Origin of the sequence: Rhodovulum sulfidophilum DSM 1374 (genome assembly GCF_001633165.1) — a bacterium.
In the GTDB taxonomy this organism is placed as follows: Bacteria; Pseudomonadota; Alphaproteobacteria; order Rhodobacterales; family Rhodobacteraceae; genus Rhodovulum; species Rhodovulum sulfidophilum.
This window is the reverse complement of record NZ_CP015418.1, coordinates 3,435,224-3,462,167: the sequence shown is the minus strand read 5'-3', so window position 1 is coordinate 3,462,167 and position 26,944 is coordinate 3,435,224. Positions and strand designations below refer to the sequence as shown.

The following is a 26,944-nucleotide window of genomic DNA, read 5'->3' as shown; positions in this document are numbered from 1 at the left end:
TCAGGCGGCCATCGCCTCCTGCCGGCTGTCTTCTTCGACCAATGCGGCATGCAGGGCCCGGATCGCGGGCTCCATGTCCTCGCGCGGGACCACGAACTGGGCATCGACATCGCGCGTGGTCTGCTGCACGGCCACCGGCTCGATCCCGGCGGCATCGAGCGCCGCCAGACCGCGGGCCAGCACCTTGAGCCCCTTCAGGTCGCGCCCGATCGCCGCCACCACCCCCAGGTTGCGCGCGGTCAGCGTCGCGCCCGGGAACCGCGCCTCGAGGTCGTTCTCGACCCGGCGCACCAGCTTCAGCGGCGCATCGAGGTAATGGGTGATGGTATTGGCATTCGAGGTCTTGGCGACGATCCGCACCTGGTGCCGGGTCAGCACGTCGAGAATGGCGCTGTCATAGCCTTTCACGCCGACCATGTCCTGCTCGAACAGCTCCAGCGCATAGACGCCGAGCCCGGTCACCATCTCGACCCGCGGCGCCTCGCCCTCGGCATCGTCGATCAGCGTGCCCGGATCCTCGGGCTCGAAGGCGTTGGTGACGCGCAGCGGGATGCCCGCCTGCCGCAGCATCTTAGCGGCCTTCGGATGCACCGCCTCCATGCCCATGTTCGACAGCTGGTCGGCCACGTCGTAATTGGTGTGGCCCATCTTCACCACCGCGCCCTCGCCGACCAGTTTCGGATCGGCCGAGGAAAGATGGAACTCCTTGTGGATGATCGCCTCGCCCGCGCCGGTCAGGGCCGCGATCCGGGCGAAGGTGACCTCGGAATAACCGCGGTCGAATTCGGCCATCAGCCCCTCGGAGCATTGCGCATAGCCGGTCACGATCGGCATCTCGTGGAAGATGTCGACATCGCGCAGCCCTTCGACAATGCGTTCCTCGAGGGTGCATTCGGTCTCGTCGCGCCAGCCCGACAGGTCGACGAAGCGCGCATCGATCCCGCGGCGGCGCAGGAGCGCCGCGGTCACGAAGGCCGATTGCGCCTCGCCCAGCCCGGACAGCAGCTCGCGGATCAGCCCCATGTGATGGGCGAGCCGGAAATGGCCGTAGGAACAGAGCCTCTGCAGGTCGATCAGGCAGGAGCGCGCGCCCTCGATCCGTTCGCGCACGAAATCGTCGGCGGCGGCGATGTCGGCGGGATGGTCGAGCACCTTGCCATGGGCCTCGCGCATGGCGCCCGCCACGCGGTTCAGCGCGTCCGACCAAGCATGGTCGTTATCGGCATTGGCAAAGAGCCCGTAGACCCCGGGCTCGCCGGTTTTCTTCTGTTCAAGCAGCAGATCGGTGATGCCGCCGAAGGCCGAGACCACGAAGATGCGGCCGTAATCCGGGGCCTCGCGGCCGCGGGTGAAAAGCGTGTCCACGAGGTCGTGGACGCGGGCCATGGATGTGCCGCCGATCTTCTCGACGGTATGATGTCGCTTGGTCACTGTGGTTGCGCCCGCCGGGTTGCCCCGGGGGCGTCCTGTCATTGGGGCCGGTCTTGGGCCGACCTGCTGGTCGGCCCGGGGGGCCAACCTTGGGCCAGCCCCTGCGGGGTCAGTCGGCAAGCTCTTCCACGGGGGCATAGGAGCCGTCCTCGCGGTGAACCTCGGTGCCGGTGACCGGCGGGTTGAAACAGCAGGCCATCACCAGTTCCTCTTCGGCGCGCAGGGTGTGATGGTCGTGCTGGTCGAGCGCGTACATCACGCCCGGGCGGATCTGATAGGTCTCGCCCGAGGCCAGGTCGGTGATCGAGCCCTTGCCCGAGATGCAGTAGACGCTTTCGAAATGGTGCTTGTAGTGGAACGTGTGTTCCGAACCGGCCTGCAGGACCGTGATATGGAAGGAAAAGCCCATTCCGTCATCGGCCAGCAGCATGCGCACAGAGGTCCAGCGCGCATCCGAGACCGCGCGGTCGGTATCCTTGAGTTTGTGAAAATCGCGAACAATCATTGTCTTACTCCGCTGCCATGGCGAAAGGGACGCAGGCCTCCACGGCCGCGTCGAGAATATCAAGTCCCTTGCGGAACTGCTCCATCGGGATGGTCAGCGGTGCCAGCACCTTGACCACCTCGTCATGCGCGCCCGAGGTCTCGATGATCAGACCGCGCCGGAAGCATTCGGCGCAGATCCGTCCGGCGAGGGCGCCGTCGCCCAGATCGATGCCACGCATCATGCCGCGACCCTTGAGCGTCGCGCCGCCGATCCGGTTGCCGATCTGGCTCAGCCGCTCTTCGAGAACCTGCGATTTCAGCGCGACCTCGTTGCGCAGATCGTCATCGGCCCAGAATTTTTCCAGCGCGACGCGGGCGGTCACGAAGGCATGGCTGTTGCCGCGGAAGGTGCCGTTATGTTCGGCCGGCTTCCAGATGTCGTGTTCGGGGCGGATCAGCGCGCAGGCGAAGGGCAGCCCGAAGCCGGAAAGCGACTTGGCCAGGGTCACCATGTCGGGCTCGATGCCCATATGGTCGAAGCTGAAGAAGCTGCCGGTGCGGCCGATCCCGGCCTGGATGTCGTCGACGATGAAGAGCGCGCCGTGTTTCTTTGCCAGCCGCTCCAGCCCCTGGGCCCATTCGCAGGAGGCGGCATTCAGCCCGCCTTCGCCCTGAACCAGCTCGACGATGAAGGCGGCGGGGGCGTCGATGCCCGAGGAGGGATTCGACAGCATGGCGTCGAGATGCTCGAGCGTGTCGAGATCGCCCATCGAATTCTCGAACGGCATGTGGGTCACGTCGGGCAGGGGCACGCCGGCGCCGCCGCGCTTGCCGCCATTCCCGGTCAGCGCCAGCGCGCCCAGGGTCATGCCGTGAAAGCCGTTGGTGAAGGCGATCACATTGCGCCGCCCGGTCACCTTCCGCGCAAGCTTCAGCGCCGCCTCGACCGCATTGGTCCCGGTCGGGCCGGTCATCATCACCCGATGCTCCATGCCGCGGGGATGCAGGATGTGGTGTTCGAAGGCGGTCAGGAAGGCGGCCTTCTCCTCGGTATGAAGATCGAGCGCATGGGCGAGGCCGTTACCCTCCAGATGCGCGATCAGCGCGGCCTTCATGTCGGGATCGTTATGGCCGTAATTCAGCGACGAGCAGCCAGCCAGAAAGTCGATATAGGTATTGCCGTCGGCATCGGTCAGGGTCGCGCCCTCGGCGCGGGTGAAGCTGACGGGGAAATTGCGGCAATAGGAGCGGACCTCCGATTCGCGTCGGTCGTAAATGGTGGTCTCGGCAATGGTGGTTTCGGCTGTCTCAACAGTCGACATGGGAACGTCCTCGGGTTTCTGAAAAGGGAAAAAGGCGAAAGACGGAAAACAGGGGTCACGCGGCCCGGGACAGCGCCTCGACCAGACGGATCGTCACCATGTGCTCGGTGGCGTGGCGGCCGTCGAAATGCTCGCTCCGGGTGAAATGGGGCGTGTCCTCGATCCGGGCCCCGAGCCTGCGGGCAAAGCCGCGGAACAGTCCCCAGGAGGCGTCGTTGTCGCGGGTGATGGTGGTTTGCAGCCGCATCACGCCGTCGCAGGCATCGCGCTCCAGCAGGTCGAACAGCATCCGCCGCCCGAGCCCGCGACCGCGCGCCTTGTCCGACACCGCGACCTGCCAGACGAACAGCGTCTCGGGATCGTCCGGCAGCCTGTAGGCCGAGATCCAGCCCACCGCTTCGCCGTCCATTTCCGCCAGGATGCAGGTATCGGCGAAGTGGTCGCACTGGATCAGATTGCAGTACATCGAATTCTCGTCGAGCGGCTTGCAGGCGCGGACCAGAGCCCAGACCGCGGCCCCGTCCTCGCCGGTCGGCGGCCGGAAGGTAATGGGCGCGCTGGCGCGCCGGGAGCTGGACTGGATTGTGATAGCCATGGTTCTGCTGTCCTCCTTGTGGCTCGGGTTTCTGAATATAGTTAGTCTTGCGAAATTTCAACATGCCGATGCAAAAGGCACAAAATTTGGTAGAAAGCCGCTAAAATGAGCTAAGCAATGCGGATCATGTTTGGTTCCATCAACTCTTGATTGTGGTATTTGTCCCGGATCATTTTGTCATGCGAAGCTCATTGCCCTTGCGCCCGCCCGCGATTGGTGAAAATCGTTCCCCGTCAGTGGGCTGCCGGAATATGGAGGGGGCGTGAAAAGGTCCGAACTGAGCCTTGTTGCGTTGCGGCGCATCCTGAGGGCAACCGAGCTTTACGGCCGGGAGTTGGCGCGTGCCGCGGGTCTGACCGCGGTACAGATTCGTGTGTTGCAGATCGTGGCCGAGACCGGACAGAGCACGCCGAAGACCATCGCAACCCGGATGGGGGTGTCGCAGGCGACGATGACCACCCTGATCGACCGGCTGGTCGCCAAGGGTCTGGTCGACCGGCGGCGCTCCGAGGCCGACCGGCGGCAGATGATCATCGCCATCACCGCGCTTGGCCGCGAGTCGATCGACCGGGCGCCGGATCCGCTGCATGATCGCTACGTCATCGCCTTCGAGAAGCTGCCGGACTGGGAGCAGGCGATGCTGGTGGCCGCGCTCGAGCGGGTGGCGGCGCTGCTGGATGCAGGCAATCTCGATGCGGCGCCGGTTCTCGATCTGGGCGATATCCGGAAGACTCTGCCTGAATAATAGGCGCCGGCCCGGTCTGACCCGCGTCGCGATGTTGCAGCGCCCCGATCCCCGTGCTTTTCCCGGCCGTCCGTTTCGCCTGAATGCGCAGGCCGACACGGCGCGTATCGGGGCCGGTGGCAGCCGGGGCGCGGAAAGGAAAAGCGGCCATGGCCCTTGCAGGGGGTCTGGTGCGAAACTAAGACTCTTCCGACACGCGGGCTGACATGCCGGACACCTCCGGACCGGTCAGCACCCAACGGCCGAACGTACCCAGAGGCAGGCAACTATGACCGACATGATCGAGCATTACATGAACAACCTGGTGCCCATGGTGGTCGAGCAGACCTCTCGGGGCGAACGGGCCTATGACATCTTCTCGCGCCTCCTGAAGGAGCGGATCATCTTCATCACCGGCCCGGTCCATGACGGCATGTCGAGCCTGATCGTGGCCCAGCTTCTGCATCTGGAAGCCGAGAACCCGACCAAGGAAATCTCGATGTACATCAACAGCCCGGGCGGCGTGGTGACCTCGGGCCTGTCGATCTACGACACCATGCAGTACATCAAGCCCAAGGTCTCGACCCTGGTGGTGGGGCAGGCGGCCTCGATGGGGTCGCTGCTGCTGACCGCGGGCGCCGAGGGCATGCGCTTCTCGCTGCCCAATTCGCGCATCATGGTGCACCAGCCCTCGGGCGGCTATCAGGGCCAGGCGACCGATATCATGATCCATGCCCGCGAAACCCAGAAGCTGAAGGACCGGCTCAACCAGATCTATGTCAAGCATACCGGGCAGGATCTGGAGACCGTGATCGACGCGCTCGAGCGCGACAACTTCATGGATGCCGAGACCGCGAAGGAGTGGGGCCTGATCGACGAGATCGTCGAAAGCCGCAGCGCCCTCGAGGATGCGAAGTAACCGCCCTCACCCTGCGCGGGGCCCGACCGGCCCCGTTGCAAGGTGCGGAATTTGACATTGTGCCCCGCTGCGCCTTGCCCTACCCTGACGTGAGGCCGAGGCGACCGGGGGAGGCCAGGCGCTCCTGCCCGGTGCAGGACCGCACAGACGACGACCGCAGAGGACCGACATGGCGACGAATTCCGGCAGCGACTCGAAGAACACGCTTTACTGCTCGTTCTGCGGCAAGAGCCAGCATGAAGTGCGCAAGCTCATCGCCGGGCCGACCGTGTTCATCTGCGACGAATGCGTCGAGCTGTGCATGGACATCATCCGTGAGGAGACCAAGTCCTCGGGGCTGAAATCGACCGACGGCGTGCCCACGCCCCGCGACATCTGCGAGGTGCTGGACGATTACGTGATCGGCCAGATGCATGCCAAGCGGGTGCTTTCGGTCGCGGTGCACAACCACTACAAGCGGCTCAATCACGGCGCCAAATCCGCCGATATCGAGCTGGCGAAATCCAACATCCTGCTGATCGGCCCGACCGGTTGCGGCAAGACCCTGCTGGCCCAGACGCTGGCCCGCATCCTCGACGTGCCCTTCACCATGGCCGATGCGACCACGCTGACCGAGGCCGGCTATGTCGGCGAGGATGTCGAGAACATCATTCTCAAGCTGCTGCAGGCCTCTGAATACAATGTCGAGCGGGCGCAGCGCGGCATCGTCTATATCGACGAGGTCGACAAGATCACCCGCAAGTCCGACAATCCCTCGATAACCCGCGACGTGTCGGGCGAGGGTGTGCAGCAGGCCCTGCTGAAGATCATGGAAGGCACCGTTGCCTCGGTGCCGCCGCAGGGCGGGCGCAAGCATCCGCAACAGGAATTCCTGCAGGTCGATACCACCAATATCCTCTTCATCTGCGGCGGTGCCTTTGCGGGTCTTGAAAAGATCATCGCGCAACGCGGCAAGGGCTCGGCCATCGGCTTCGGCGCCGATGTGAAGGACAATGATTCGCGCGGCATCGGCGAGGTGTTCACCGAACTCGAACCCGAGGACCTGCTGAAATTCGGCCTGATCCCCGAATTCGTCGGCCGTCTGCCGGTGATCGCCACCCTGACCGATCTGGACGAATCCGCTCTGGTCCAGATCCTGACCGCGCCGAAGAACGCCCTGGTCAAGCAGTACCAGCGGCTGTTCGAGCTGGAAGACACCCAGCTGACCTTCACCGATGATGCCCTGTCCGCCATCGCCAAGCGTGCCATCGCGCGCAAGACCGGCGCGCGCGGCCTGCGCTCGATCATGGAGGATATCCTGCTCGACACCATGTTCGATCTGCCGGGCATGGAGGCGGTGCAGGAGGTCGTGGTCAACGAGGAAGCGGTCAATTCAGACGCCGCGCCGCTGATGATCTATGCCGATCAGAAGAAGGAAGGGAAGACCGCGGGCTGAGCGTGGCCCGCCGTCTGATCTCGACCGGATCTACCTTCGAGGACCGTATCGGCTATTCCCGTGCCGTGGTCGATGATGGCTGGGTTTTCGTGGCCGGAACCACCGGCTACGACTATGCCACGATGACCATGCCCGACCGGGTCGAGGCCCAATGCGCCAATGCGCTGGCCACGATCTCGGCGGCGCTGGCCGAGGCGGGCGCCTCGCTCGACGATGTCGTCCGTGTCCGCTACATCCTGCCCGATCCGGCCGAGTTTCCCGCCTGCTGGCCGATCCTCTCCGAGGCCTTCGCCCGGGCCCGGCCCGCGGCGACCATGGTCTCGGCCGGGCTGATGGAGCCCGAGATGAAGATCGAGATCGAGGTCACGGCGCGGCTGTCCGCCTGAGGTTGGAGCCTCTCGCCGCTTCCTGATGCGCCATGCCCAAGGGGCGTGCCTACCTGCCTATGGCCCCTGCGCAAGCCGTGAAGGGGGCTCATCGACTGTCCGGGCCTGCTTCCGACCTCGATGACCGGGGCCATCATTCCTGGGATGCTGGTGATCGCGATGTTTTCGCCGGGATTTTAAAGCCGGATCCCATCGGTGCCGGGGTGGGCCCCGTTCTGGCCTGGCACCCCGCCTGTGTTGTCTCGCGCCGGATCAAGGAACGCGACCCGCGCCGGTCGGTCCGGGCCAGACCCGAGCCTCTTCAGACCGGCCTGCCCGAATTCTGAGCCTTCTCCGCGGCCAAGGAGGCCTTCGGGTCGTGCCGCACAGCGCGGCTGGGGGCTGGGCTAAGACGTGCCTCGGGCCGCTTCGGGATGGGTTGCCAGAAAACAGTGCAGCACGGCGTAAAGCTCCCGCGCCCGCCCGGTATCGTCGCGATGGAGGGCGGCGCGGATATCCTCGCAGATCATTGCCTGTACCCGTTGCGGGCCGTGATGCAGATGCATCAGGTAATCGCCCAGAAGCGACGCATCCGCATCGGGCAGGTTCTCGTGTTCTGCAATGGCCGTGATCTCGTCGCGCGAGAGATCGGTCATGTCTTCGATATCGTCGAGTGAAATCATCCGCGTCGCGCCCCCTCCCGCATCGCGCTTGCCGTCGCGTCCTCGATGCCTGCGGGCCAGCCTAGCATGGGCCGCGCCCGGCCCGTTTGATCCGCATCAAGGCAGGCTTACGCAGCGTCATCGGCCGGGCCCGGCTTTGTGCCTTTGTCACCGCCCGCCGCGCGTCCATGCGCTATCACCTGTCCGCAGATCACCCCAGAAAGGGAGACGGGACATGACCCTCACGAAGACCTTCGGCAAGACCCTGACGATGGCGGCGCTCGGGTTGACGCTGGCATTTGCGGCGGCTCCGGCGTCGGCGAAAGACGTGCGCCGCCTCGTCACCGTGCTGACCGATGCCGCGCCGCAAACCCAGCTGATGGCGATGGTTCTGACGCTTCAGGCGCTTGAGCGCGGGGTCGAGACCGAGATCCTGCTTTGCGGCCCGGCGGGCGATATTGCGCTTGCCGAGCCGCCCGAGGCGGCGCTGGCGCCCCAGCCTCCGGCCGGTCTGAGCCCGCAGGCCGCGTTGCGGGCCGCGATCGGCAAGGGCGCGCGGGCCGAGGTCTGCGCGATCTACCTGCCCGGGCAAGGCGCCGGGCCGGAGGTGCTGATCGAGGGGGTGGGCGTCGCCCGACCCGGGGCCATGGCTCGCGATCTTCTCGACCGTCGCGCCCGGGTCTGGTCGTTCTGAGCCGGGCCGCCGGGGCCCGGGATGCTTCGCCAGGCCGCACTCCCGAAGGGGCGGAATTCCTTTACCCTGACGGGCATGGGCCCTGTCGCTGTTAGCGGGGGCGGGCGCCGGTAGGCCGATGCCCGTTCCTGTCGTTGCCGCCAGAGGCCATCTGTCGGCCGCCGGTCTTTGGGCGGTCGCTTCGGGAAACGGATCATCGGAGGTCGTCGATGTCGGTCACGGGCTATTCAAGGATGCAGATTCGCCTGCATTGGGTGGTGTTCGGTCTTGTCGTGGTGCAGTTCCTGTTCGCGGGCGGCATCGGGCAGGCCTTCGGGCACTATATCGAGACCGGCGAGAAGGGCGTCACCCTTCTGGTCGCGCTGCATATCCTGCTGGGGCTGGCGATCCTGGTCCTGGCCTTCTGGCGGCTGGGGCTGCGCTTTCTTCATGGCGTGCCCGCGCCCGATCCCAGCCATACGCCCGCACAGGTGATGCTGGCCCGGGTGATCCATGGCGCGCTTTACCTGCTGATGGTGGCGCTGCCCGCGAGCGGCATGCTGGCCTGGTCCCTGGGCTCGGAGCTGGCGGCGGGGGTGCATGCGGCGTTCCGGGTGATCCTGGTGCTGCTTTTGCTGCTGCATGTGGCGGCGGCGCTGATGGGGCAATACATCAAGAAGGACGGCACGCTGACGCGGATGCTCAGGCCCGAGGGCTAGGGGCCAGCTCGAGGAAGGCGCGCACCGCCGCTTCGAATTCCCGGGGCTTGTCGGCATGCAGCCAATGACCGGCGCCGGGGATCCTGGCGAAGCGGGCGGCGGGGAACAGCGCCTTGATCCGGTCCCGATCGCCGGGGCCGACATAATCGGACAAGGCGCCCGTCAGCATCAGTGTCGGGCCCTCGAAGCGGCCCTCGATATCGTCGGGCCAGCCGGTGATATAGGGCATCTCGGCGTCGAGCGTGTCGAGATTGAGCCGCCAGCGCGGCGGTTCGGCGCGCAGATCCAGCGATTGCAGCAGGAAGGCCCGGGTCGACGGGTCGGCGATATCCGCCGCCAGCGCCCGGTCGGCCTCGCCTCGCCGCGAGACGGCCGAGAGGTCGAGCCTGCGCATGGCCCGGATCAGCCCGGACTGGCTGTGGCCATAGGCGACCGGCGCGATATCGGCCACGATCAGCCGACCGACCGTTTCGGGCCGGGTCAGCGCCAGCATCATCGCGGCCTTGCCGCCCATCGAATGGCCGATGACATCGGCCTGCCCGCCTTCGGCCGCGATCACCTCGGCCAGATCGGCGGCCAGATCCGGGTAGCGATGGGTCTCGGTCCAGGGGCTGCCGGCATGGTTGCGCATGTCGACCGCGACCACCCGGCGGCTGTCCGACAGGCGGCGCGCGATGGCCCCCCAGTTGCGGGCAGAGCCGAACAGGCCATGGACGATCAGGAGGGGCGGGGCGGCGGAGCGGTCGCCGTGGATCTGTGTCGCGAGCATGGGGCCGGAATAGCCGAACCTCCCGCCCCCGGCCAGAGCGACCTGCGAACAGCTCCGGTGCGGGAGGGGACCCGTGGCCTGCAGCGGCAGGCGGACGGCAGGCCTGGCGGAAAGCCAGGCCATCATGCCGGTGCGGGCCGGTCGGAAGGGTCGGTCTCGGCGGCCCGGGCGCGTTGCCTTGCGCGCGCGGTGCTGCGCCTGGACGTGCTGTGACGCAGGAGGGGGCGGTGTCGGGGGCAGGGTGATAAGTGCGGGACGCCCGACAACCTTCAGCCGGAGGGGGGCTGACGGTCCGGCCCCGGGCAATGTGGCAGAGAACGTCGCGCAGGGGGCGGGACACGGGCCTGCCCGGTTGCGGCTGGGAACGGGGAACATGTCGGGCGTTGCCGGAGGGCATTGCGCCTGCCGCTCGTCCGGGCCGCGCGCGATGTCTTGCGGCACCGATGCCCCCAAAGGAAAAGGGGAGCCGAAGCTCCCCTTCCCGTGCCGATATCGCGTGGCTCAGAGCCCGGGATAGATCGGGAAGCGGGCGCAGAGTGCCTCGACCTCGGCCTTGACCCGGGCCTCGACCTCGGCATTGCCCTCTTCGCCATTGGCGGCAAGCCCGTCCACGACCTCGGTGATCCAGCGGCCGATCTGGGCGAATTCCGCCTCCCCGAAGCCGCGGGTGGTCCCGGCGGGGCTGCCCAGACGGATGCCGCTGGTGATGGTGGGCTTTTCGCTGTCGAAGGGGATGCCGTTCTTGTTGCAGGTGATATGGGCACGCCCAAGCGCCTTCTCGGTGGCATTGCCCTTCACGCCCTTGGGCCGCAGGTCGACCAGCAGCACATGGCTGTCGGTGCCGCCGGTGACGAGGCTCAGCCCGCCCTCGACCAGAGCAGCCCCCAGCGCCTTGGCATTCTTGATGACCTGTTCCTGATAGGTCTTGAAGTCGGGGCGCAGCGCCTCGCCGAAGGCCACGGCCTTGCCCGCGATCACATGCATCAGCGGACCGCCCTGGATGCCCGGGAAGATGGCCGAGTTGAACTTCTTGGCCAGCGCCTCGTCATTCGTGAGGATCATGCCGCCGCGCGGCCCGCGCAGGGTCTTGTGCGTGGTCGTGGTGGCGACATGCGCATGCGGGAAGGGCGAGGGGTAGAGCCCGGCCGCCACCAGCCCGGCGAAATGGGCCATGTCGACCATCAGCCAGGCGCCGACCATGTCGGCGATCTCGCGGAAGCGCTTGAAGTCGAGGATGCGCGGAATGGCCGAGCCGCCCGCGATGATCATCTTGGGCTGATGCTCCTTGGCCAGCGCCTCGATCTGGTCGTAATCGACTTCGAGATCGCTTTCGCGCACGCCGTACTGGACCGGGTTGAACCATTTGCCCGACTGGTTCGGGGCGGCGCCATGGGTCAGGTGGCCGCCCGCATCGAGGCTCATGCCGAGGATGGTGTCGCCGGGTTTCAAAAGCGCGGCGAACACGCCCTGGTTGGCCTGGCTGCCCGAGTTGGGTTGGACATTGGCAAAGGCCACGTCGAACAGCTTGCAGGCGCGCTCGATCGCCAGGTTCTCGGCGATGTCGACGAACTGGCAGCCGCCATAATAGCGCCGGCCCGGATAGCCTTCGGCATATTTATTGGTCATCACCGAGCCCTGCGCCTCCATCACGGCGCTGCTGACGATGTTCTCGGAGGCGATCAGCTCGATCTCGTCGCGCTGGCGGCCAAGCTCCAGGCCGATGGCGCGGGCGATCTCGGGGTCGCGGGTCGCAAGGTCTTCCTTGAAGAAGCCGCTATCTTGGGGATGGACATTCATGCTTTGGGTCTCCTCGGGGACAGCCTGGGCCGGATGACGAAAGTTCTATCGGAAGGCCGTGCATTGAAAAAGCCCGATCTGGCCCGGTTCGGCCCTTCCCCGGGCCCGGAGGCGGGCCTTGTGTTTCCGATCGGCGCGCGCGAAGACTTGGCCGGAAACGCGAGGGAACAGGACATGGCCGGACCGACGAGAATTGCCTTTCTGGCAAGCGAGACCGCCAGCGCCGAAGGCGCGCTCGACCGGCTGACGGCGCAGTACGGGCAATGCGCGCCGGAACAGGCCGAGGTGATCGTGGCGCTGGGCGGCGACGGGTTCATGCTGCAGACGCTGCATGCCACCCAGGGGTTCGATCTGCCGGTCTACGGCATGAATTGCGGCACCATCGGTTTTCTGATGAACGAGTATCACGAGGACGGGCTGGCCGACCGGCTGGCGGCGGCGGAGGAAGAGATCATCAACCCGTTGCGGCTGAAGGCGACGCGGCCGGACGGGACCGTGGTCGAGGCGCTGGCGATCAACGAGGTCAGCCTGCTGCGCGCCGGGCCGCAGGCGGCCAAGCTCCGGATCTCGGTCGATGGCAAGGTCCGGCTCGAAGAGCTTGTCTGCGACGGGGCGCTGGTGGCGACGCCGGCGGGCTCGACCGCCTATAATTATTCCGCCCATGGTCAGATCCTGCCGATCGGGTCGGATGTTCTGGCGCTGACCGCGGTTGCGCCGTTCCGGCCGCGGCGCTGGCGGGGCGCGCTGCTGCCCAAGCGGGCGACGGTGACGATCGAGGTGCTCGAGCCGGGCAAGCGGCCGGTGATGACAGAGGGCGACAGCCGCGGGGCAGGGGTGGTCAGCATGGTCGAGATCCGGTCGGAGGCGACGATCCGGCATCGCATCCTGTTCGATCCGGGCCACGGGCTCGAAGAGCGGCTGTGTCGGGAGCAGTTCCTCTAGCTCCTGCCTGCCGGGTCCTGTCCTGGCATTCAGAGGAGGCCTTTTTCTGATCCCTGCCTCCGGGGCCGCCAGCGGAGGCGCCCGACGATGCGCAACGAGCCGGGGCCGGGTCTTTCGATCAAGGTCTGCCGGGATCCGGAGGCGGCGCGTCAATGCGTGGCGTGCAGGTCCTTTTCCGGTTCATCGGCGGGGTCGTCCCGGTCCTTGCGCGCCCAGGCTTCGCGCTTGCGATAGAGGGTCGAGGGGGACACGTCGAGCACCCGTGCCGCACGCGGCAAGGAGCCGCCTTCGCGGGCGATCGTGCCCTCGATCACCATCTGTTCGATTTCCGCCAGCGTCCGTCCGATCAGATCCTCGACTTGGATCGGCTTGGCGGCGCCGCCGATCTCCTCGGGCATCCGATGTCCCGACGCGGTGATCCTGTCATGTTCCTGCTGCAGGGCGATCGGCAGCATGTCCAGCGTGATTTCCGGCCCCTGATTCAGCACCACCGCATGGCGCAGCACGTTCAGCAGCTGGCGGACATTGCCCGGCCAGGGAAGGCGCCGGAACAGGTCCGCGACCTCGGGCGCCAGCCGGTCGAAATTGTGCTCTTCCTCGGCCGAGAGCTTTTCAAGCGCCGATTGCGCGATCTCGACCACATCCTCGCCGCGTTCGCGCAGCGGCGGCAGATGGATCGGCACCACATGCAGCCGGTAATACAGGTCTTCGCGAAACCGGCCGAGCCGGACCTCTTCCAGCGGATCGCGGTTGGTGGCGCAGACGATGCGGACATTGACCTTGCGCGGATGCGAGGCGCCGATGGGCTGTACCGTCGAGGTTTGCAGGAAGCGCAAGAGCTTGGTCTGAAGCCCCATGTCCATTTCGCAGATCTCGTCGAGGAAGAGCGTGCCGCCATCGGCCACCGCCGCGGCCCCCGGCTTGTCCGCCAGCGCCCCGGTGAAGGCGCCCTTGAGATGGCCGAAGACCTCGGATTCCAGAAGATCGCGCGGGATCGCCGCGCAGTTCATCGGCACGAAGGGGCCGTCGGCGCGGGCCGAGGCCGCATGCACCGCCTGGGCGCAGATTTCCTTGCCGGTGCCGCTTTCGCCGGTGATGAAGACCGTGGCCTTCGAGCGGCCGACCGAGGCGATCCGGTCATAGACCGCTGCCATCTGCGGCGAGCTGCCGACGAAGCCCGAGGGCGGCTCGGGCGTGGTCCGGGGCGGCGCCGGGGCGGGGGCCGGGTCGGCCGCCGCGCGCTCGGCCAGCGCGGTTTCGACCGCATGCAGGAAACGCTGTTCGTTGAAGGGCTTGAGCAGGAATTCATAGGCCCCCGCGCGCATCGCCTCGACCGCGCGGTTGATCGAGCCGTTGGCGGTGACAACGATCACCCGGGTCTCGGGGGCGAGCGCCAGGAATTCCTGCAGCAGTTCCTGCCCGGGACGGTCGGGCAGCATCAGGTCGAGCAGAACGACCTGCGGCTTGAGCTCGCGGAAGGCGGCCAGCCCCTCTGCCGCGGTCGAGGCCGACACCACCTTGTAGCCGGCATTGCGCAGCACCGTCTCGTAGATCATCTGAAGCGAGGGCGTGTCCTCGATCAGCAGAAGCGGGGGGACACTCATGCGCCTGCCTTGTTGTAACGGCTGCCGAATTCGGCCTTGAGCGCGGTGCAGAGCGCCTCGATATGCTCGACGATCCGCGGACAGAGCCGTCCGACCTCGGTATTGTCCTGCCTGCGGGCGGCGGCGTTCAGATTTTCCGCAAGCGCCTGCAACGCGCCGTTGCCTACCGCGCCGGCCAGCGAGATCAGCACATGGGCCCGCGACAGAAGCAGGGTCCGGTCGCCACGCTCGAACGCCTCGAGCAAGCCGCCGCGCACGGTCTCGAGATCGTCATGCATCCGGATCAGAAGCTCGCGCCCGTCTTCGGGCCCGGCCAGCGCCAGCAGCCGGTCGAGATGCAGTGCGTCGAAGGGCGGGGGGCTATCGGAGAGCGGGGTGCAGTTGCAGGGGCGCCGGTTGAGCACCCCCATGATCGCCTCGCCGAGGGCGTCGAGGCTCATGATCGGCTTGGCCAGAATGCCGTCGGCGCCGGCGGCATAGATCTGGTCGCGATTGGCCGCGAGCACGAAGGCGGTCACCGCCAGCACCGCGGTTCCCGGGCCGTCGCCCTCGGCCGTGCGCAGCCGCCGGATCACGTCGATGCCCGACAGGCGCGGCATTTCGATGTCGATCAGCGCGAGGTCGAAACGGTGGGCCGCCAGCATTTCCGCCGCGGCCTGACCGTCCTTGACCAGAGTGCAGCGCGCCCCCAGCGTCTCGAGCATCTGCCGCATCAGCAGCTGGTTGGTCGGGTTGTCCTCGGCCAGCAGCACCTCGCAGCATGACAGGTCGGGCAGGTCGTGCAGGTCGCCCGTCGACTGCACACCGGGGGCCCAGGCCGCGCGCGGCAGGATCACCGAGACCTCGGCGCCGCCCTCGGCGAGATTGGCAAGCTGAAGCTGGCCGCGCACGCGCCGGGCCAGGTCGCGCACGATATGCAGCCCCAGACCGGTGCCGGGCTGGCTGCTTTCGGCCGGGCGCCCGGCGAATTCGAACAGCCGGGCCATGGCCGCGTCGGAAAAGCCCGGTCCGGTGTCGCGCACCCGGAAGCAGAGCGATTCCCGTGGCCCCATATGGGCCTTCAGCCGCACCGTTCCGGCCGAGGAATATTTCATCGCATTGCCGATGAGATTCGAGAGGATCCGTTCGAGCGCCACCGGATCGGTGCCGATGATGCCGGGCAGGTCGGGCTTGGTATCGAGCGTGAATGCCAGGCCGTGCTCCTCGGCATGGGCCTGCCAGCGCCCGGTGATGCGGTCGAGGAAGGGCTGCAGCGTGGTGTGGATCGGGGCCTCGATCTGGTCGAGCTCGTCGCCGGAGACCAGCGCCAGCGTCTCGTCGGTCAGGCGCGCCAGCTGTTCGGCGGCGCTTTGGACGCGTTTGAGCTGCAGCCTGGAATCCGGGTCGAGCGGGCCGAGCTCGGCAAGTGACAACCCGCCGAGAATATCCGAGATCGCCGCCCGCATGTCATGGCCAAGCATCGCGGCGCGCTTCTGCGCGCCATGCCCGGACTCGGTCAGTTCTGCGCGAAAACCGCGCTCCGCCAAGCCTAAGCCCTTGTCACCAGGGGCGGTGCGTTCCGGCATCGGCAACATTGCTGCACTCGCATGGGTTGCATTTCTATCTTATTACATCTCTTGGGGCCGTGTACCAACCTGTCTATTGGTCAGGTTTACCCGGTATCGCGGAAAATACTTGCAGTAATGGTAAAAAATACGAGAGCCAACGCAAGATTGTCCCTGCGTCGGCTTCAATTTCAGAGCTTTTTTCGATCCGGGGCCTGTTCCGGGGTCCGGTGTGGGGCCCCGGAACAGCGGCTCAGGCCGCCTGCGGATAGCCCAGCCGCTTCACCGCATCGGCGATTTCGTCGAGGATCGCCGGGTCATCAATGGTCGCGGGCATCTTGAAATCCATCCCGTCGGCGATCTTGGACATGGTTCCGCGCAGGATCTTGCCCGACCGGGTCTTGGGCAGCCGGTCGACGATGCAGGCCAGCTTGAAGGCCGCGACCGGGCCGATCTGGTCGCGCACCAGCCTGACGCATTCGCGGACGATCTCGCCATGGTCGCGGCTGCAGCCCGCATTGAGGCAGAGAAAGCCCATCGGCAACTGCCCCTTCAGCTCGTCGGCCACGCCGATCACCGCGCATTCGGCGACCTCGGGATGGCTGGCCAGCACCTCTTCCATCGCGCCGGTCGAGAGCCGGTGCCCGGCGACGTTGATGACATCGTCGGTCCGCGCCATGATATAGAGATAGCCGTCATCGTCCTTGTAGCCCGCATCGCCGGTTTCGTAATATCCGGGGAAATGGGCGAGGTAGGATTTCTCGAACCGCTCATGCGCGTTCCACAGCGTGGGCAGCGTGCCCGGAGGCAGCGGCAGCTTGACCGCGATCGCGCCCAAGGTGTTCGGGCCGACCTCGTGCCCGCCCTCGTCGAGGATGTGGATGTCATAGCCCGGCATCGGCACCGAGGGCGAGCCCACCTTCACCGGCAGCTTCTCGATCCCCAGCGGGTTGCCCGCGATGGCCCAGCCGGTTTCGGTCTGCCACCAGTGGTCGATCACCGGCACGCCCAGCATCCGCTGCGCCCATTTGATCGTGTCGGGATCGGCGCGTTCGCCCGCGAGATACAGCGCCTTGAGCCCGGTCAGGTCGTATTTGTTGACGAATTCGCCATTCGGGTCCTCGCGCTTGATGGCGCGGAAGGCGGTGGGGGCGGTGAAGAAGCTCTTCACCTTGTGTTCCGAGATCACCCGCCAGAACACGCCGGCATCGGGCGTGCCCACGGGCTTGCCCTCGAACACGATGGTGGTGTTGCCGTGGATCAGCGGCGCATAGCAGATATAGCTGTGGCCAACGACCCAGCCGACATCAGAGGCGGCCCAGAACACGTCGCCCGGGTCCAGGTTGTAGATGTTCTTCATGGTCCAGTTCAGCGCCACCAGATGGCCGCCGGTCGGACGCACCACCCCCTTGGGCTGGCCGGTCGTGCCCGAGGTATAGAGGATATAGGCCGGGTGGTTGCCCTCGACCGGCACGCATTCCGCGGGCTGAACGCCGTATTGGAAGCCGTGCCAGTTGACGTCGCGGCCCTCGGTCAGTTGCGCCACTTCCTGTTCGCGCTGGTAGATCACGCAGAATTCGGGCTTGTGGGTGGCCTGGTCGATGGCGCCGTCCAGCAGCGGCTTGTAATGCACCAGACGGCCCGGCTCGATCCCGCAGGAGGCGGCCATGATGCATTTCGGCTTGGCATCGTCGATCCGCACCGCAAGCTCATGCGCGGCAAAGCCGCCGAACACCACCGAATGCACCGCGCCCAGCCGCGCGCAGGCCAGCATCGCCTCCAGCGCCTCGACGATCATCGGCATGTAGATGATGACCCGGTCGCCCTTGGTCACGCCCTTGTCGCGCAGCGCCCCCGCCAGCGTCGCCACGCGGTTGCGCAGCTCGACATAGGTGATCTCGCGCTTGGTATGGGTGATCGGGCTGTCATAGATGATCGCGACCTGTTCGCCGCGGCCCTGTTCGACATGGCGGTCGACCGCGTTCCAGCAGGTGTTGACCATGCCGTCGTTGAACCATTCGTAATTCGGGGCATTCTCGTCGAACAGCGCCTTGGAGGGTTTCTCCACCCAGTCGATCGCCTCCGCGGCTTCCATCCAGAAGCCGTTGGGGTCCGCTTTCCACTGCTCGTAGACCTCGGCATATGACATGATTTTCCTTCCCTCCGCGTAGCTGGCGCAATTCTGTTACGCAGCGAGTTGCTGGGGCGCAAGATAGAAACTCTCGATTGCGCGAATGTTAGCGCAATCGCCCGCCAGCCGCGCGGAATCGTCGCGAGTCCGGCCGGGCTTGCATCGGTCGCGGCGGCACCGCAGATTGTCGTGGAAACGGAGGATCCGATGCCGCTACTGACCGCTGCCCGCGCAGTGCGCGAAAACGCCCATGCCCCCTATTCGCGCTTCAAGGTCGGGGCAGCCATTCTGGGGGCGGATGGACGGATCCATGTCGGCTGCAATGTCGAGAACGCGGCCTATCCCGAAGGCACCTGCGCCGAGGCCGGCGCGATTGCCGCCATGGTGGCGGCCGGCTGCCGCGAGATCCGCGAGGTGGCGGTGATCGCCGACAGCCCCGATCCGGTGCCGCCCTGCGGCGGGTGCCGTCAGAAGCTGGCCGAATTCGCCGCGCCTGGGGTTCCGGTGACGCTGGCCACGACCGGCGGCGCCAGCCGGGTCGTCACCGTTGCCGAGCTTTTGCCCGGGGCCTTCGCGCCCGCGCATATGGGCGACTGACATGGATGCACGCAGCATCATCGCGCGGGTCCGCGATGACGAAGCCCTGACCGACGAGGATCTGCGCTGGTTCGCCGAGGGCCTCGCCACCGGCGCGGTGACCGATGCCCAGGCCGGGGCCTTTGCCATGGCGGTGCTTCTGAACGGGCTGAGCGATCCCGGGCGGGTCGGGCTGACGCGGGCGATGCGCGACAGCGGCAAGGTGATCGAGTGGAACCTGCCGGGGCCGGTGCTCGACAAGCATTCCACCGGCGGCATCGGCGATTGCGTCTCGCTGGCGCTGGCCCCGGCGCTGGCCGCCTGCGGTGCGTTCGTGCCGATGATCTCGGGGCGGGGGCTCGGCCATACCGGCGGCACGCTCGACAAGCTCGAATCGATTCCCGGCTATCGCGGCGAGGTCTCGCTCGCCGGACTGAAATCGATCACCGCCCAGGTCGGCTGCGCCATCGTCGGCGCCTCGGACGACATCGCCCCCGCCGACCGGCGGCTTTACGCGATCCGCGATGTCTCGGGCACGGTCGAGAGCATCGACCTGATCACCGCCTCGATCCTCTCGAAGAAGCTGGCCGCCGGGCTCGAGGCGCTGGTGCTCGACGTCAAGGTCGGTTCGGGCGCCTTCATGAAGGACATGGACGAGGCCGAGGATCTGGCCCGCGCGCTGGTCGCGACGGCGCAGGGGGCGGGCTGCATGACGGCCGCGCTGATCACCGACATGTCCCAGCCGCTGGTGGGCGCGGCGGGCAATGCGCTCGAGGTGATCGAGGTGATGGAGACCCTGACCGGCACCGGCGTCACGCCCGCGCTCTGGGATCTGACCTGTGCGCTTGGCGGAGAGGTGCTGGCGCTGGGGGGGCTGGCCGCCGATGCCGCCGATGGCGCGCAGCGTATCGGCCGCGCGATCGAGAGCGGCGATGCCGTGCTCAAATTCGGCGAGATGGTCGCCGAGTTGGGCGGTCCGGCCGATTTCATCGAGCGCTGGCCCGACCGGCTGCCCGCGGCCCCCGTGCTGTGCGAGGTCGCGTCCCCCGCGGGCGGCATCGTGCAGGCCATCGACGGCGCGGCGCTGGGGCGCGCGGTGGTGGCGCTTGGCGGCGGGCGGCGGCGCGAGGGCGACCGGATCAATCCGGCGGTGGGGCTGGCCGAGATGGCGGCGCTGGGCGACCGGATCGCGCCGGGCGAGCCGCTGGCCATCATCCATGCCGCCAGCGAGACCGATGCCGAGGCGGTGGCCGGGCAGGTGCGCGCGGCCTTCACGCTGGGCGACGAGACGCCCGGGATCCCGCCTCTGGTGCAGCGGAGGCTGTTGCGATGACCCGGGCCTTCCTGGCGGTGATGGATTCGGTCGGCTGCGGCGGCGCGCCCGATGCCGCCGAGTTCTTCAATGCAGGCCAGCCCGATACCGGTGCCAATACGCTTGTCCATATCGCAAGGGCCTGTGCCGAAGGCCGCGCCGAGACCGGCCGCTCCGGCGCGCTGAAACTGCCTTATCTCGATGCGCTGGGGCTGGGGGCCGCGATCCGTCTGGCCTCGGGCGAGGGCGCGCCGGGGCTTGACGCCGAACCGCAGGGGCTCTGGGGCGCGGCGACCGAGGTCTCGCGCGGCAAGGACACGCCCTCGGGCCATTGGGAGCTGGCCGGGGTACCGCTGCCCTGGGACTGGAGCTATTTCCCGCGCGAGGTCCCGGCCTTTCCCGAAGACCTTCTGGCCGAGATCCGCCGGATCGCCGGAACCGGGGGCACGCTTGGCAATTGCCACGCCTCGGGCACCGAGATCCTCGACCGGCTCGGCGCCGAGCATATGCGGACCGGTTGGCCGATCCTCTACACCTCCTCCGACAGCGTCTTCCAGATCGCCGCCCATGAAGAGGTCTTCGGCCGCGCGCGGCTGCAGGCGCTTTGCGCGGCGATCGCGCCCCGGCTGCATGAGATGCGGATCGGCCGGGTCATCGCGCGGCCCTTCATCGGCACCCCCGAGACGGGGTTCACCCGGACCGCCCATCGCCACGATTACGCGATGGCGCCGCCTGCACCCACGCTGTGCGACTGGGTGCAGGCCGAGGGGCGGCGGGTGCAGGCCATCGGCAAGATCGGCGACATCTTCTCGATGCGCGGCATCGACGAGGTCCGGACCGGCCCCGATGCCGACCTGATGACCCATTGGGCCGATCTGATGGAAGAGGCGCCCGAGGGCAGCCTGACCTTCGCCAATTTCGTCGAGTTCGACAGCCTTTACGGCCATCGCCGCGACGTGGCGGGCTATGCCCGGGCGCTGGAATGGTTCGATGCCGCCCTGCCGCGCATCCTCGGACGGATGCGGCCCGGCGATCTGGTGCTGATCACCGCCGATCACGGCAACGACCCGACCTGGCGCGGCACCGACCATACCCGCGAGCGGGTGCCGGTGATCGGCGCCGGCCGCGGCACGCGCGCGCTGGGCCTGCGCGCCTTTGCCGATACCGCTGCCAGCATCGCCACCCATCTCGGCATTCCCCCCCAAGGCCCCGGACGGAGTTTCCTGTGACCGAGTTGCCCAAGATCGAATTGCACCACCACCTGGAAGGCGCGGCGCCGCCGGCCCTGATCCGCGACATGGCGCGGGCGCGAAACCTGGATATTTCCCGCATCTTCGATGCCGATGGCGGCTATGTCACCGGCGATTTCCTGCAGTTTCTGGACACCTACGAGGCCGCCTCCTCGGCGCTGAGGACGCCCGAGGATTATGCCCGGCTGACATCGGCCGTGCTGGAGGAGACCGCGGCCGAGGGGGTGATCTATCTCGAGACCTTCCTCGCGCCCGATTTCTGCGGCGGCTGCGATCTCTCGGCCTGGGTCGACCATCTCGAGGCGATCCGCGAGGCCGCCGGACGGGCCGAGGGGCAGGGCATCCTGCTGCGCGCCAATGTGACCTGCATCCGCCATTTCGGTCCCGACAGGGCGCGCGAGGCCGCGCTTTGCGCCGCCGAGACGGCGGGCGATTTCGTCGTCGGCTTCGGCATGGCGGGCGACGAGCGTCGCGGGCGGCCGCGCGATTTCGCCTATGCCTTCGACATGGCCCGCGAGGCCGGGCTGGGGCTGACCGTCCATGCCGGCGAATGGAGCGGTCCGGCCTCGGTGCGCGAGGCGCTGGCCGATCTCAGGGTCGACCGCATCGGTCATGGTGTGCGCGCCATCGAGGATCCGGGCCTTGTCGATCATCTGGTCGAGGCGGGCACGGTGCTGGAAATCTGTCCCGGGTCCAACGTGGCGCTGGGGCTTTACCCGTCGCTGGCCGCGCATCCGGTCGAGCGGCTCAGGCGCGCGGGCGTCAAGCTGACCGTCTCGACCGACGATCCGCCCTTCTTCCACACCACGATGCGGCGCGAATATGCCCGGCTGGCCGAGATCTTCGGCTGGGAAGACAGCGATTTTGCCGCGATGAACCGGGTGGCGCTTGACTCCGCCTTCTGCGATGCGGAGACCCGCGCAAAGCTCAAGACACGCCTGGAGGCCGCCGATGTATGACCATCTGACCGTCGTTACCCACCCGCTGGTGCAGCACAAGCTGACGCTGATGCGGGACAAGGCCACATCGACCGCCGAGTTTCGGCAGCTTCTGCGCGAGATCAGCCAGTTGCTGGCCTATGAAATCACCCGCGAGCTGGAAATGACCACGCGGCGGATCGAGACCCCGCTCCGCGAGATGGATGCGCCGGTGCTGGCGGGCAAGAAGATGGCGCTGATCTCGATCCTGCGGGCGGGCAACGGCCTGCTCGACGGGGTGCTGGAACTGGTGCCCTCGGCACGGGTGGGCTTCGTGGGCCTTTACCGCGACGAGGAAACCCTGCAGCCGGTGCAGTATTACTTCAAGGTGCCGCAGGATCTGAAGGACCGGCTGGTGATCGTGGTCGACCCGATGCTGGCCACCGGCAATTCCTCGGCCGCGGCGGTCGATCTGCTGAAGCAGGCCGGGGCCAATGACATCCGCTTCATGTGCCTGCTGGCCGCCCCCGAAGGGGTTGCCCGGATGAAGGAGGCCCATCCCGATGTGCCGATCGTGACCGCTTCGCTCGACGAGCGGCTGGACGAGCAGGGCTATATCATGCCGGGGCTCGGCGATGCGGGCGACAGGATGTTCGGCACGCGGTAGCTGAGTTCAGGCTTTACACCTTCCGGAGGCGGTGGCACGATTTCGGACAAACGGGTGAGATCGACATGCGCTTTCCGATATACTGTCAGGCCGTGACCGTCGCGCTTGCGCTTTGCGCGGGCGGTACGGGCGCGGTCCGGGCCGACCCGGTCGCCGCCGGGGCGGTGCCGCTGCAGCCGCCTCATGGCTATCGCGAGGTCTGGGAAGACGATCGCCTCAATCCGCTGCGCGGGCCGCGCACCGAATGGGGCGATGCCCAGATGCGGCGCGTCTGGACCGAACAGGTTCCGCAGCGCCTTGTCGATCCCGCCCGGCGGCCGGCCGTGGCAGAGGCGCCGGTGGCCGGTGTTGCAGCTCCGGGCCGTCGCTATATCCAGGTCGGGGCCTTTACCGAAGCCGGTGCGGCGGCAGAGGCGGTGGCGGATCTGCGCCGTCTGGGCCTGCCCGCGCGGCAGGGACGGATGATGGCCGGTGATGCGCTGGTGACGGTCATCTTCGCCGGTCCCTTCGGCGATCGCGACAGCATGGGCCGGGCCCGCGGCGCCCTGGTCGGGGCGGGCTACGCGCCGGTCGCGACCGGACGCTGAGGGCCCATCCGCCTGAGCGGCCCCATCCGGGCGGTCCAATCTGACGGTTGTTGAGGCCTTGGCCGCCAGACCGCCGCCGTCTATGGCCGATGCCGTTGCTTGGGCGCGAGCGGCTCGGGGCCTCCCGCCCGCCCGGGCCTGAAGCGGTGCCCCGGACCGTTTCCGAGACGGCCCTTTCTGCCCATGCCGCCACGCCCGGGATCATCCTGTCGAGGGGCCGCTCAGAGACGGCACGCCGGACGCCGGTTCTCTGCTCCGAGCCCGCGGGTCGCGGCAGCGGGGCGCGCGCTCATGTCGACATGCCTGGCCACCGGTCGCGGCTCTGCCGCGTGGCGCCAACCTCGCGCAGCTTCAGGAGGATGTCCGGCCGGGCGCTCGCCTTCCTGTCCATGACGGGATCGTTCCATGCCGGCGGGCGGAGCAGTCCGGCTCGGGCAGTCCGGCCCGTGCGGGGGTCAACCGCCGCAGATCGCCTGCAGGCGCAGCCAGTCGCCATCCGAAATCGGCGGATCGGTCTCGCGTCCGCGCAGCGGATCGCCCTCGATCAGGCCGCGCTGGCTTTCGCCGGTGACATCGAGTGCCAGCGCATAGGGGGTCGAGGGCAGGCCCGCCTCCCGGAACCGGGCCAGCAGCTCGGCCTCGGGCAGGGGGGCTTCGGGGGCGATCAGAACCTCGCGGGCATAATCCGACAGCGCCGCCTCGGGCAGGGTCCCGGTCGTCAGCAGCCGGAAGGTCGCCAGCGGCCCGGCCGCGCGCAACAGGTCGGCCAGCGGGTCGGACCGGGTGGCGCGCAGATCCTCGGTCAGGATGAAGCCCGCCACGGCGGCCACGTCCTCATGGTCCTCGACCAGTGCCCGGTTCAGCAGGATCAGCCCGCCGGGCAGATGCAGCGCCCGCGGCAGCCCGCCGGGCAGGACGCGCACCCGCTTGCCGCTGCCGGGCAGAAGCCGCGCGCTCAGCCGGTCGAGTGCGCGCTGGCCGCCCGCCCGCTCGCAGGGGGTTCCCGCGGCGCGGGCCATCCGCGCCAGCACCGCCTGGCCGATCTCGGCGCGGATCTCGGGCGGGGCGACAGCCACGGTCTGGCGCACCAGCGCGCCCGGCAGCCAGAACAGCGCCAGCGCGGCGATGCCCGCAGCCGTCGCCGCGACGATCCAGATCCGCAGCCGTCCGGGGCGCGGCCGGGCGCGGCCGATGGCCTTGCGCACGGTCTCGAGCGCGTCGACCATCAGATCGTCCTCGATCTCGAGGGTCTCGCCGCTATCGGCGCCGGGCGAGTAAAGCGCGGGCATCTGGCCGGGATTGAGCCGCTCGAGCGCGGCCAGCGACCAATGGGTCAGCACCCGTTCGGCACTGTCCGAGACCATCAGCGAGGCGTTGCCGAAGGACAGGATCACGTCGCGGCGCTGGGCCTCGGGGCTTTCGCGCCAGAGGCCCGGGCTTTCGAGGCGTTGGAATTTCTTGAGCGCCGTCATGGGCGGCTGGTCTTGCCTTCTGGTTGCGCGGGGTTTGCGGCCGGACGATAGCCCACCCGGCCGCGGCCCACAATGTCACAACGCCGGACTGCGGCGCCGGGCCGCCTGCGGGCCTAAAGCGCCTTGGCGACCTTTCTCAGCTCGAATTTCTGGATCTTGCCGGTCGAGGTCTTGGGCAGGTCCTGAAACACCACGCGCTTGGGCGTCTTGAAGCCCGCCAGCCTTTCGCGGGCGAAGGCGATCAGCGCATCCCCATCGACCTTGTGCCCATCCTTGAGTTCGACGAAGGCGCAGGGCACTTCGCCCCATTTCTCGTCGGGCTTGGCCACAACCGCGCATAAAAGCACATCGGGATGGTGCATCAACACGCCCTCGATCTCGACCGAGCTGACATTCTCGCCGCCCGAGATGATGATGTCCTTGGCCCGGTCGGCGATCTCGAAATAGCCATCCTCCCATTGATGGGCCAGATCGCCGGAATGGAACCAGCCGCCCTTGAAGCTCTCGCGGGTGGCGCGGGGATTTTTCAGGTAGCCCTTCATCACGCCATTGCCGCGGAACATGATCTCGCCCTGGTGCTGGCCGTCCATCGGCACCTGCTCCATGGTTTTCGGATCCAGAACGGTCACGTCCTCCATGAAGGGCATGGCCACGCCCTGACGCGCCTTCATCCGGGCCCGCTCCTCGGTCGGCAGCCCGTCCCAGTCCTCGGCCCGCCAAGTGCATTCCGTTGCCGGGCCATAGGTCTCGGTCAACCCGTAGACATGGGTGATGTTGAAGCCCAGCGGCTCGATCGCGGCGAGGGTCGCGGCGGCGGGCGGGGCGCCTGCGGTGAAGACCTCGACGATATGGTCGAAGTCGCGCCGCTCCTCGTCCCTGGCATTGACGATCATGTTCATCACGATGGGCGCGCCGCCGAAATGGGTCACGCCCTCATCGGCGATGGCGTCATAGATGGCGCGGGCCGTGATGTCGCGACAGCAGATGACGGTGCCGCCAAGCGCCGCGATCATCCAGGTGTGGCACCAGCCGTTGCAGTGGAACAGCGGCACGATGGTCAGGTAGGTCGGGTGCATCACCAGACGCCAGCTGACGATCTGGCCCATCGCGTTCAGATAGGCGCCGCGATGGTGATAGACCACGCCCTTGGGCCGCCCGGTGGTGCCCGAGGTGTAGTTCAGCGCGAGGCTTTCCCACTCGTCCTCGGGCATGATCCACTCGAAATCGGGATCGGCCCCGGCCAGCACGTCCTCGTATTCGGGGAAATCGCCGAAATCATGCACGCCCTCGGGGTCGTCGCCGACCTCGATGATGATCGGGCGTTCGCCTTCGAGATCCTCCAGCGCATCGGCCGCGAGCGGCAGGAATTGCGGGTCGACCAGCAGCACCTTCGCCCCGCCATGGTCGAGGATGTAGCTGACGGTATTGGCGTCGAGCCGGATGTTGATGGTGTTCAGAACCCCTCCGCAGGCGGGCACGGCCCAGGTCGCCTCGACCTGGGCGGGGACGTTCGGCAACAGCGTCGCCACCACGTCGCCGGGTTTCACCCCCATCGCGGCCAGCGCCGAGGCAAGCCGCGTCACCCGGTCATGGTATTGCCGGTAGCTGTAGCGCCGCTTGCCATAGACCAGCGCGGTCCGGTCGGGAAAGACCCGCACCGCCCGCTTGAGGAAAGACAATGGCGTCAGCGGCACATAATTCGCCGCACATTTCTCCAGACCGGTTTCATCGGACAGCCATCCCATGGCCCACCTCCCTCATTCGTTACGCGCTCCCGCTCCGATCTTGGCCAGAGCCTCCGCCGGAGGGAAGGGGTCTCGGCGCCGCCGAAGACCGGGGCCGCGCTTTTCCGCCGCCGTCCCTGCGGCGGGAAGGGCACGTCCTTGCCGCAATGCCGGCCGTATCGCGTCCCAATCGAGCCGGGTTTCTGGCTTAGAATCTTTCCAGTCGCGCCTTCGGCCCGACACGTCTTTGAACGCACCGCCTTGAACCTACCGCCTTGAATGCACTGCGCCGCCGGTCGGGATCCCGATCCGGCGAGGGCC

General features: G+C 67.4%; 25 protein-coding genes. 13 read left to right on the top strand and 12 right to left on the bottom strand.

Annotated features, from left to right (window positions below; genetic code table 11):
• The 4 genes from A6W98_RS16210 to ectA all read right to left on the bottom strand — a co-directional run bounded on the left by A6W98_RS16210 (position 1) and on the right by ectA (position 3,834).
• Positions 1-1,431, bottom strand: a complete 1,431-nt coding sequence (locus A6W98_RS16210) for an aspartate kinase (protein ID WP_231098295.1) — start codon at positions 1,429-1,431, stop codon at positions 1-3.
• 109 nt (positions 1,432-1,540) lie between these two features.
• Positions 1,541-1,936 (bottom strand): ectoine synthase, encoded by a 396-nt coding sequence (locus A6W98_RS16205; protein ID WP_042463237.1) that lies wholly within the window; start codon positions 1,934-1,936, stop codon positions 1,541-1,543.
• Between the two features lie 4 nt (positions 1,937-1,940).
• On the bottom strand, positions 1,941-3,239 hold the full coding sequence (ectB, locus tag A6W98_RS16200; protein ID WP_042463235.1) for a diaminobutyrate--2-oxoglutarate transaminase: 1,299 nt from the start codon (positions 3,237-3,239) through the stop codon (positions 1,941-1,943).
• Positions 3,240-3,294: 55 nt separating this feature from the next.
• Complete coding sequence (ectA, locus tag A6W98_RS16195) at positions 3,295-3,834, bottom strand: diaminobutyrate acetyltransferase (protein ID WP_042463233.1); 540 nt, start codon at positions 3,832-3,834, stop codon at positions 3,295-3,297.
• Positions 3,835-4,096: 262 nt separating this feature from the next.
• Between ectA and A6W98_RS16190 the strand changes: the two genes are divergently transcribed.
• The 4 genes from A6W98_RS16190 to A6W98_RS16175 all read left to right on the top strand — a co-directional run bounded on the left by A6W98_RS16190 (position 4,097) and on the right by A6W98_RS16175 (position 7,298).
• Complete coding sequence (locus tag A6W98_RS16190) at positions 4,097-4,579, top strand: MarR family winged helix-turn-helix transcriptional regulator (protein ID WP_042463232.1); 483 nt, start codon at positions 4,097-4,099, stop codon at positions 4,577-4,579.
• Positions 4,580-4,847: 268 nt separating this feature from the next.
• The gene (locus A6W98_RS16185) at positions 4,848-5,477 is read left to right on the top strand and encodes an ATP-dependent Clp protease proteolytic subunit (RefSeq protein WP_042463230.1); all 630 of its coding nucleotides are present in this window, start codon (positions 4,848-4,850) and stop codon (positions 5,475-5,477) included.
• A gap of 169 nt (positions 5,478-5,646) precedes the next feature.
• On the top strand, positions 5,647-6,912 hold the full coding sequence (gene clpX, locus A6W98_RS16180; RefSeq protein ID WP_042463228.1) for an ATP-dependent Clp protease ATP-binding subunit ClpX: 1,266 nt from the start codon (positions 5,647-5,649) through the stop codon (positions 6,910-6,912).
• A 2-nt stretch (positions 6,913-6,914) separates the two neighbouring features.
• Positions 6,915-7,298, top strand: coding sequence for a RidA family protein (locus tag A6W98_RS16175; protein WP_042463225.1), 384 nt, complete (start codon positions 6,915-6,917; stop codon positions 7,296-7,298).
• A 386-nt stretch (positions 7,299-7,684) separates the two neighbouring features.
• On the opposite strand, the gene A6W98_RS16170 is transcribed toward A6W98_RS16175, so the two are convergent.
• Positions 7,685-7,960 (bottom strand): hypothetical protein, encoded by a 276-nt coding sequence (locus tag A6W98_RS16170; protein WP_042463222.1) that lies wholly within the window; start codon positions 7,958-7,960, stop codon positions 7,685-7,687.
• A 214-nt stretch (positions 7,961-8,174) separates the two neighbouring features.
• Here A6W98_RS16170 and A6W98_RS16165 point away from each other — a divergent pair, with 214 nt between their 5' ends.
• Both A6W98_RS16165 and A6W98_RS16160 read left to right on the top strand, forming a co-directional pair.
• A complete protein-coding gene (locus A6W98_RS16165) occupies positions 8,175-8,633 on the top strand; it encodes a DsrE family protein (protein ID WP_042463220.1) in 459 nt (152 codons plus the stop codon).
• A gap of 233 nt (positions 8,634-8,866) precedes the next feature.
• On the top strand, positions 8,867-9,331 hold the full coding sequence (locus A6W98_RS16160) for a cytochrome b (protein WP_168161836.1): 465 nt from the start codon (positions 8,867-8,869) through the stop codon (positions 9,329-9,331).
• Here the strand turns inward: A6W98_RS16160 and A6W98_RS16155 are convergent.
• Both A6W98_RS16155 and glyA read right to left on the bottom strand, forming a co-directional pair.
• A complete protein-coding gene (locus A6W98_RS16155; protein ID WP_042465288.1) occupies positions 9,315-10,100 on the bottom strand; it encodes an alpha/beta fold hydrolase in 786 nt (261 codons plus the stop codon). The two genes, A6W98_RS16160 and A6W98_RS16155, sit on opposite strands and share 17 nt — an antisense overlap.
• A gap of 501 nt (positions 10,101-10,601) precedes the next feature.
• Entirely contained in the window at positions 10,602-11,897 is a 1,296-nt protein-coding gene (gene glyA, locus A6W98_RS16150) for a serine hydroxymethyltransferase (RefSeq protein WP_042463214.1), read from the bottom strand.
• A gap of 174 nt (positions 11,898-12,071) precedes the next feature.
• On the opposite strand from glyA, the gene A6W98_RS16145 reads away from it, so the two are divergent.
• Positions 12,072-12,839 (top strand): NAD kinase, encoded by a 768-nt coding sequence (locus tag A6W98_RS16145; protein ID WP_042465285.1) that lies wholly within the window; start codon positions 12,072-12,074, stop codon positions 12,837-12,839.
• Positions 12,840-12,988: 149 nt separating this feature from the next.
• Here A6W98_RS16145 and A6W98_RS16140 read toward each other — a convergent pair whose 3' ends face one another.
• The 3 genes from A6W98_RS16140 to prpE all read right to left on the bottom strand — a co-directional run bounded on the left by A6W98_RS16140 (position 12,989) and on the right by prpE (position 18,136).
• Positions 12,989-14,443, bottom strand: a complete 1,455-nt coding sequence (locus A6W98_RS16140; protein WP_042463211.1) for a sigma-54-dependent transcriptional regulator — start codon at positions 14,441-14,443, stop codon at positions 12,989-12,991.
• Positions 14,440-15,969, bottom strand: a complete 1,530-nt coding sequence (locus A6W98_RS16135; RefSeq protein WP_042463209.1) for a hybrid sensor histidine kinase/response regulator — start codon at positions 15,967-15,969, stop codon at positions 14,440-14,442. The genes A6W98_RS16140 and A6W98_RS16135 overlap by 4 nt, the downstream gene beginning before the upstream one ends.
• Positions 15,970-16,240: 271 nt before the next feature.
• Positions 16,241-18,136: a propionate-CoA ligase PrpE gene (prpE, locus tag A6W98_RS16130; protein ID WP_042463206.1), complete on the bottom strand. Its 1,896-nt coding sequence runs from the start codon at positions 18,134-18,136 to the stop codon at positions 16,241-16,243.
• A gap of 189 nt (positions 18,137-18,325) precedes the next feature.
• Here prpE and A6W98_RS16125 point away from each other — a divergent pair, with 189 nt between their 5' ends.
• From A6W98_RS16125 to A6W98_RS16100, 6 genes are all read left to right on the top strand, one after another.
• The gene (locus A6W98_RS16125) at positions 18,326-18,715 is read left to right on the top strand and encodes a cytidine deaminase (protein ID WP_042463202.1); all 390 of its coding nucleotides are present in this window, start codon (positions 18,326-18,328) and stop codon (positions 18,713-18,715) included.
• Position 18,716: 1 nt separating this feature from the next.
• The gene (locus A6W98_RS16120; RefSeq protein WP_042463198.1) at positions 18,717-20,027 is read left to right on the top strand and encodes a thymidine phosphorylase; all 1,311 of its coding nucleotides are present in this window, start codon (positions 18,717-18,719) and stop codon (positions 20,025-20,027) included.
• A complete protein-coding gene (locus A6W98_RS16115) occupies positions 20,024-21,235 on the top strand; it encodes a phosphopentomutase (protein ID WP_042463197.1) in 1,212 nt (403 codons plus the stop codon). The genes A6W98_RS16120 and A6W98_RS16115 overlap by 4 nt, the downstream gene beginning before the upstream one ends.
• Entirely contained in the window at positions 21,232-22,215 is a 984-nt protein-coding gene (locus A6W98_RS16110; protein WP_042463194.1) for an adenosine deaminase, read from the top strand. The genes A6W98_RS16115 and A6W98_RS16110 overlap by 4 nt, the downstream gene beginning before the upstream one ends.
• Positions 22,208-22,840, top strand: coding sequence for a uracil phosphoribosyltransferase (gene upp, locus A6W98_RS16105; RefSeq protein ID WP_042463192.1), 633 nt, complete (start codon positions 22,208-22,210; stop codon positions 22,838-22,840). The genes A6W98_RS16110 and upp overlap by 8 nt, the downstream gene beginning before the upstream one ends.
• A gap of 65 nt (positions 22,841-22,905) precedes the next feature.
• Complete coding sequence (locus A6W98_RS16100) at positions 22,906-23,427, top strand: SPOR domain-containing protein (protein ID WP_042463189.1); 522 nt, start codon at positions 22,906-22,908, stop codon at positions 23,425-23,427.
• Between the two features lie 455 nt (positions 23,428-23,882).
• On the opposite strand, the gene A6W98_RS16095 is transcribed toward A6W98_RS16100, so the two are convergent.
• Together A6W98_RS16095 and A6W98_RS16090 are read right to left on the bottom strand one after the other, a co-directional pair.
• The gene (locus A6W98_RS16095) at positions 23,883-24,899 is read right to left on the bottom strand and encodes a hypothetical protein (RefSeq protein WP_042463187.1); all 1,017 of its coding nucleotides are present in this window, start codon (positions 24,897-24,899) and stop codon (positions 23,883-23,885) included.
• Between the two features lie 113 nt (positions 24,900-25,012).
• Entirely contained in the window at positions 25,013-26,644 is a 1,632-nt protein-coding gene (locus A6W98_RS16090) for an AMP-binding protein (RefSeq protein WP_042463185.1), read from the bottom strand.
• Positions 26,645-26,944: the final 300 nt, after the last annotated feature.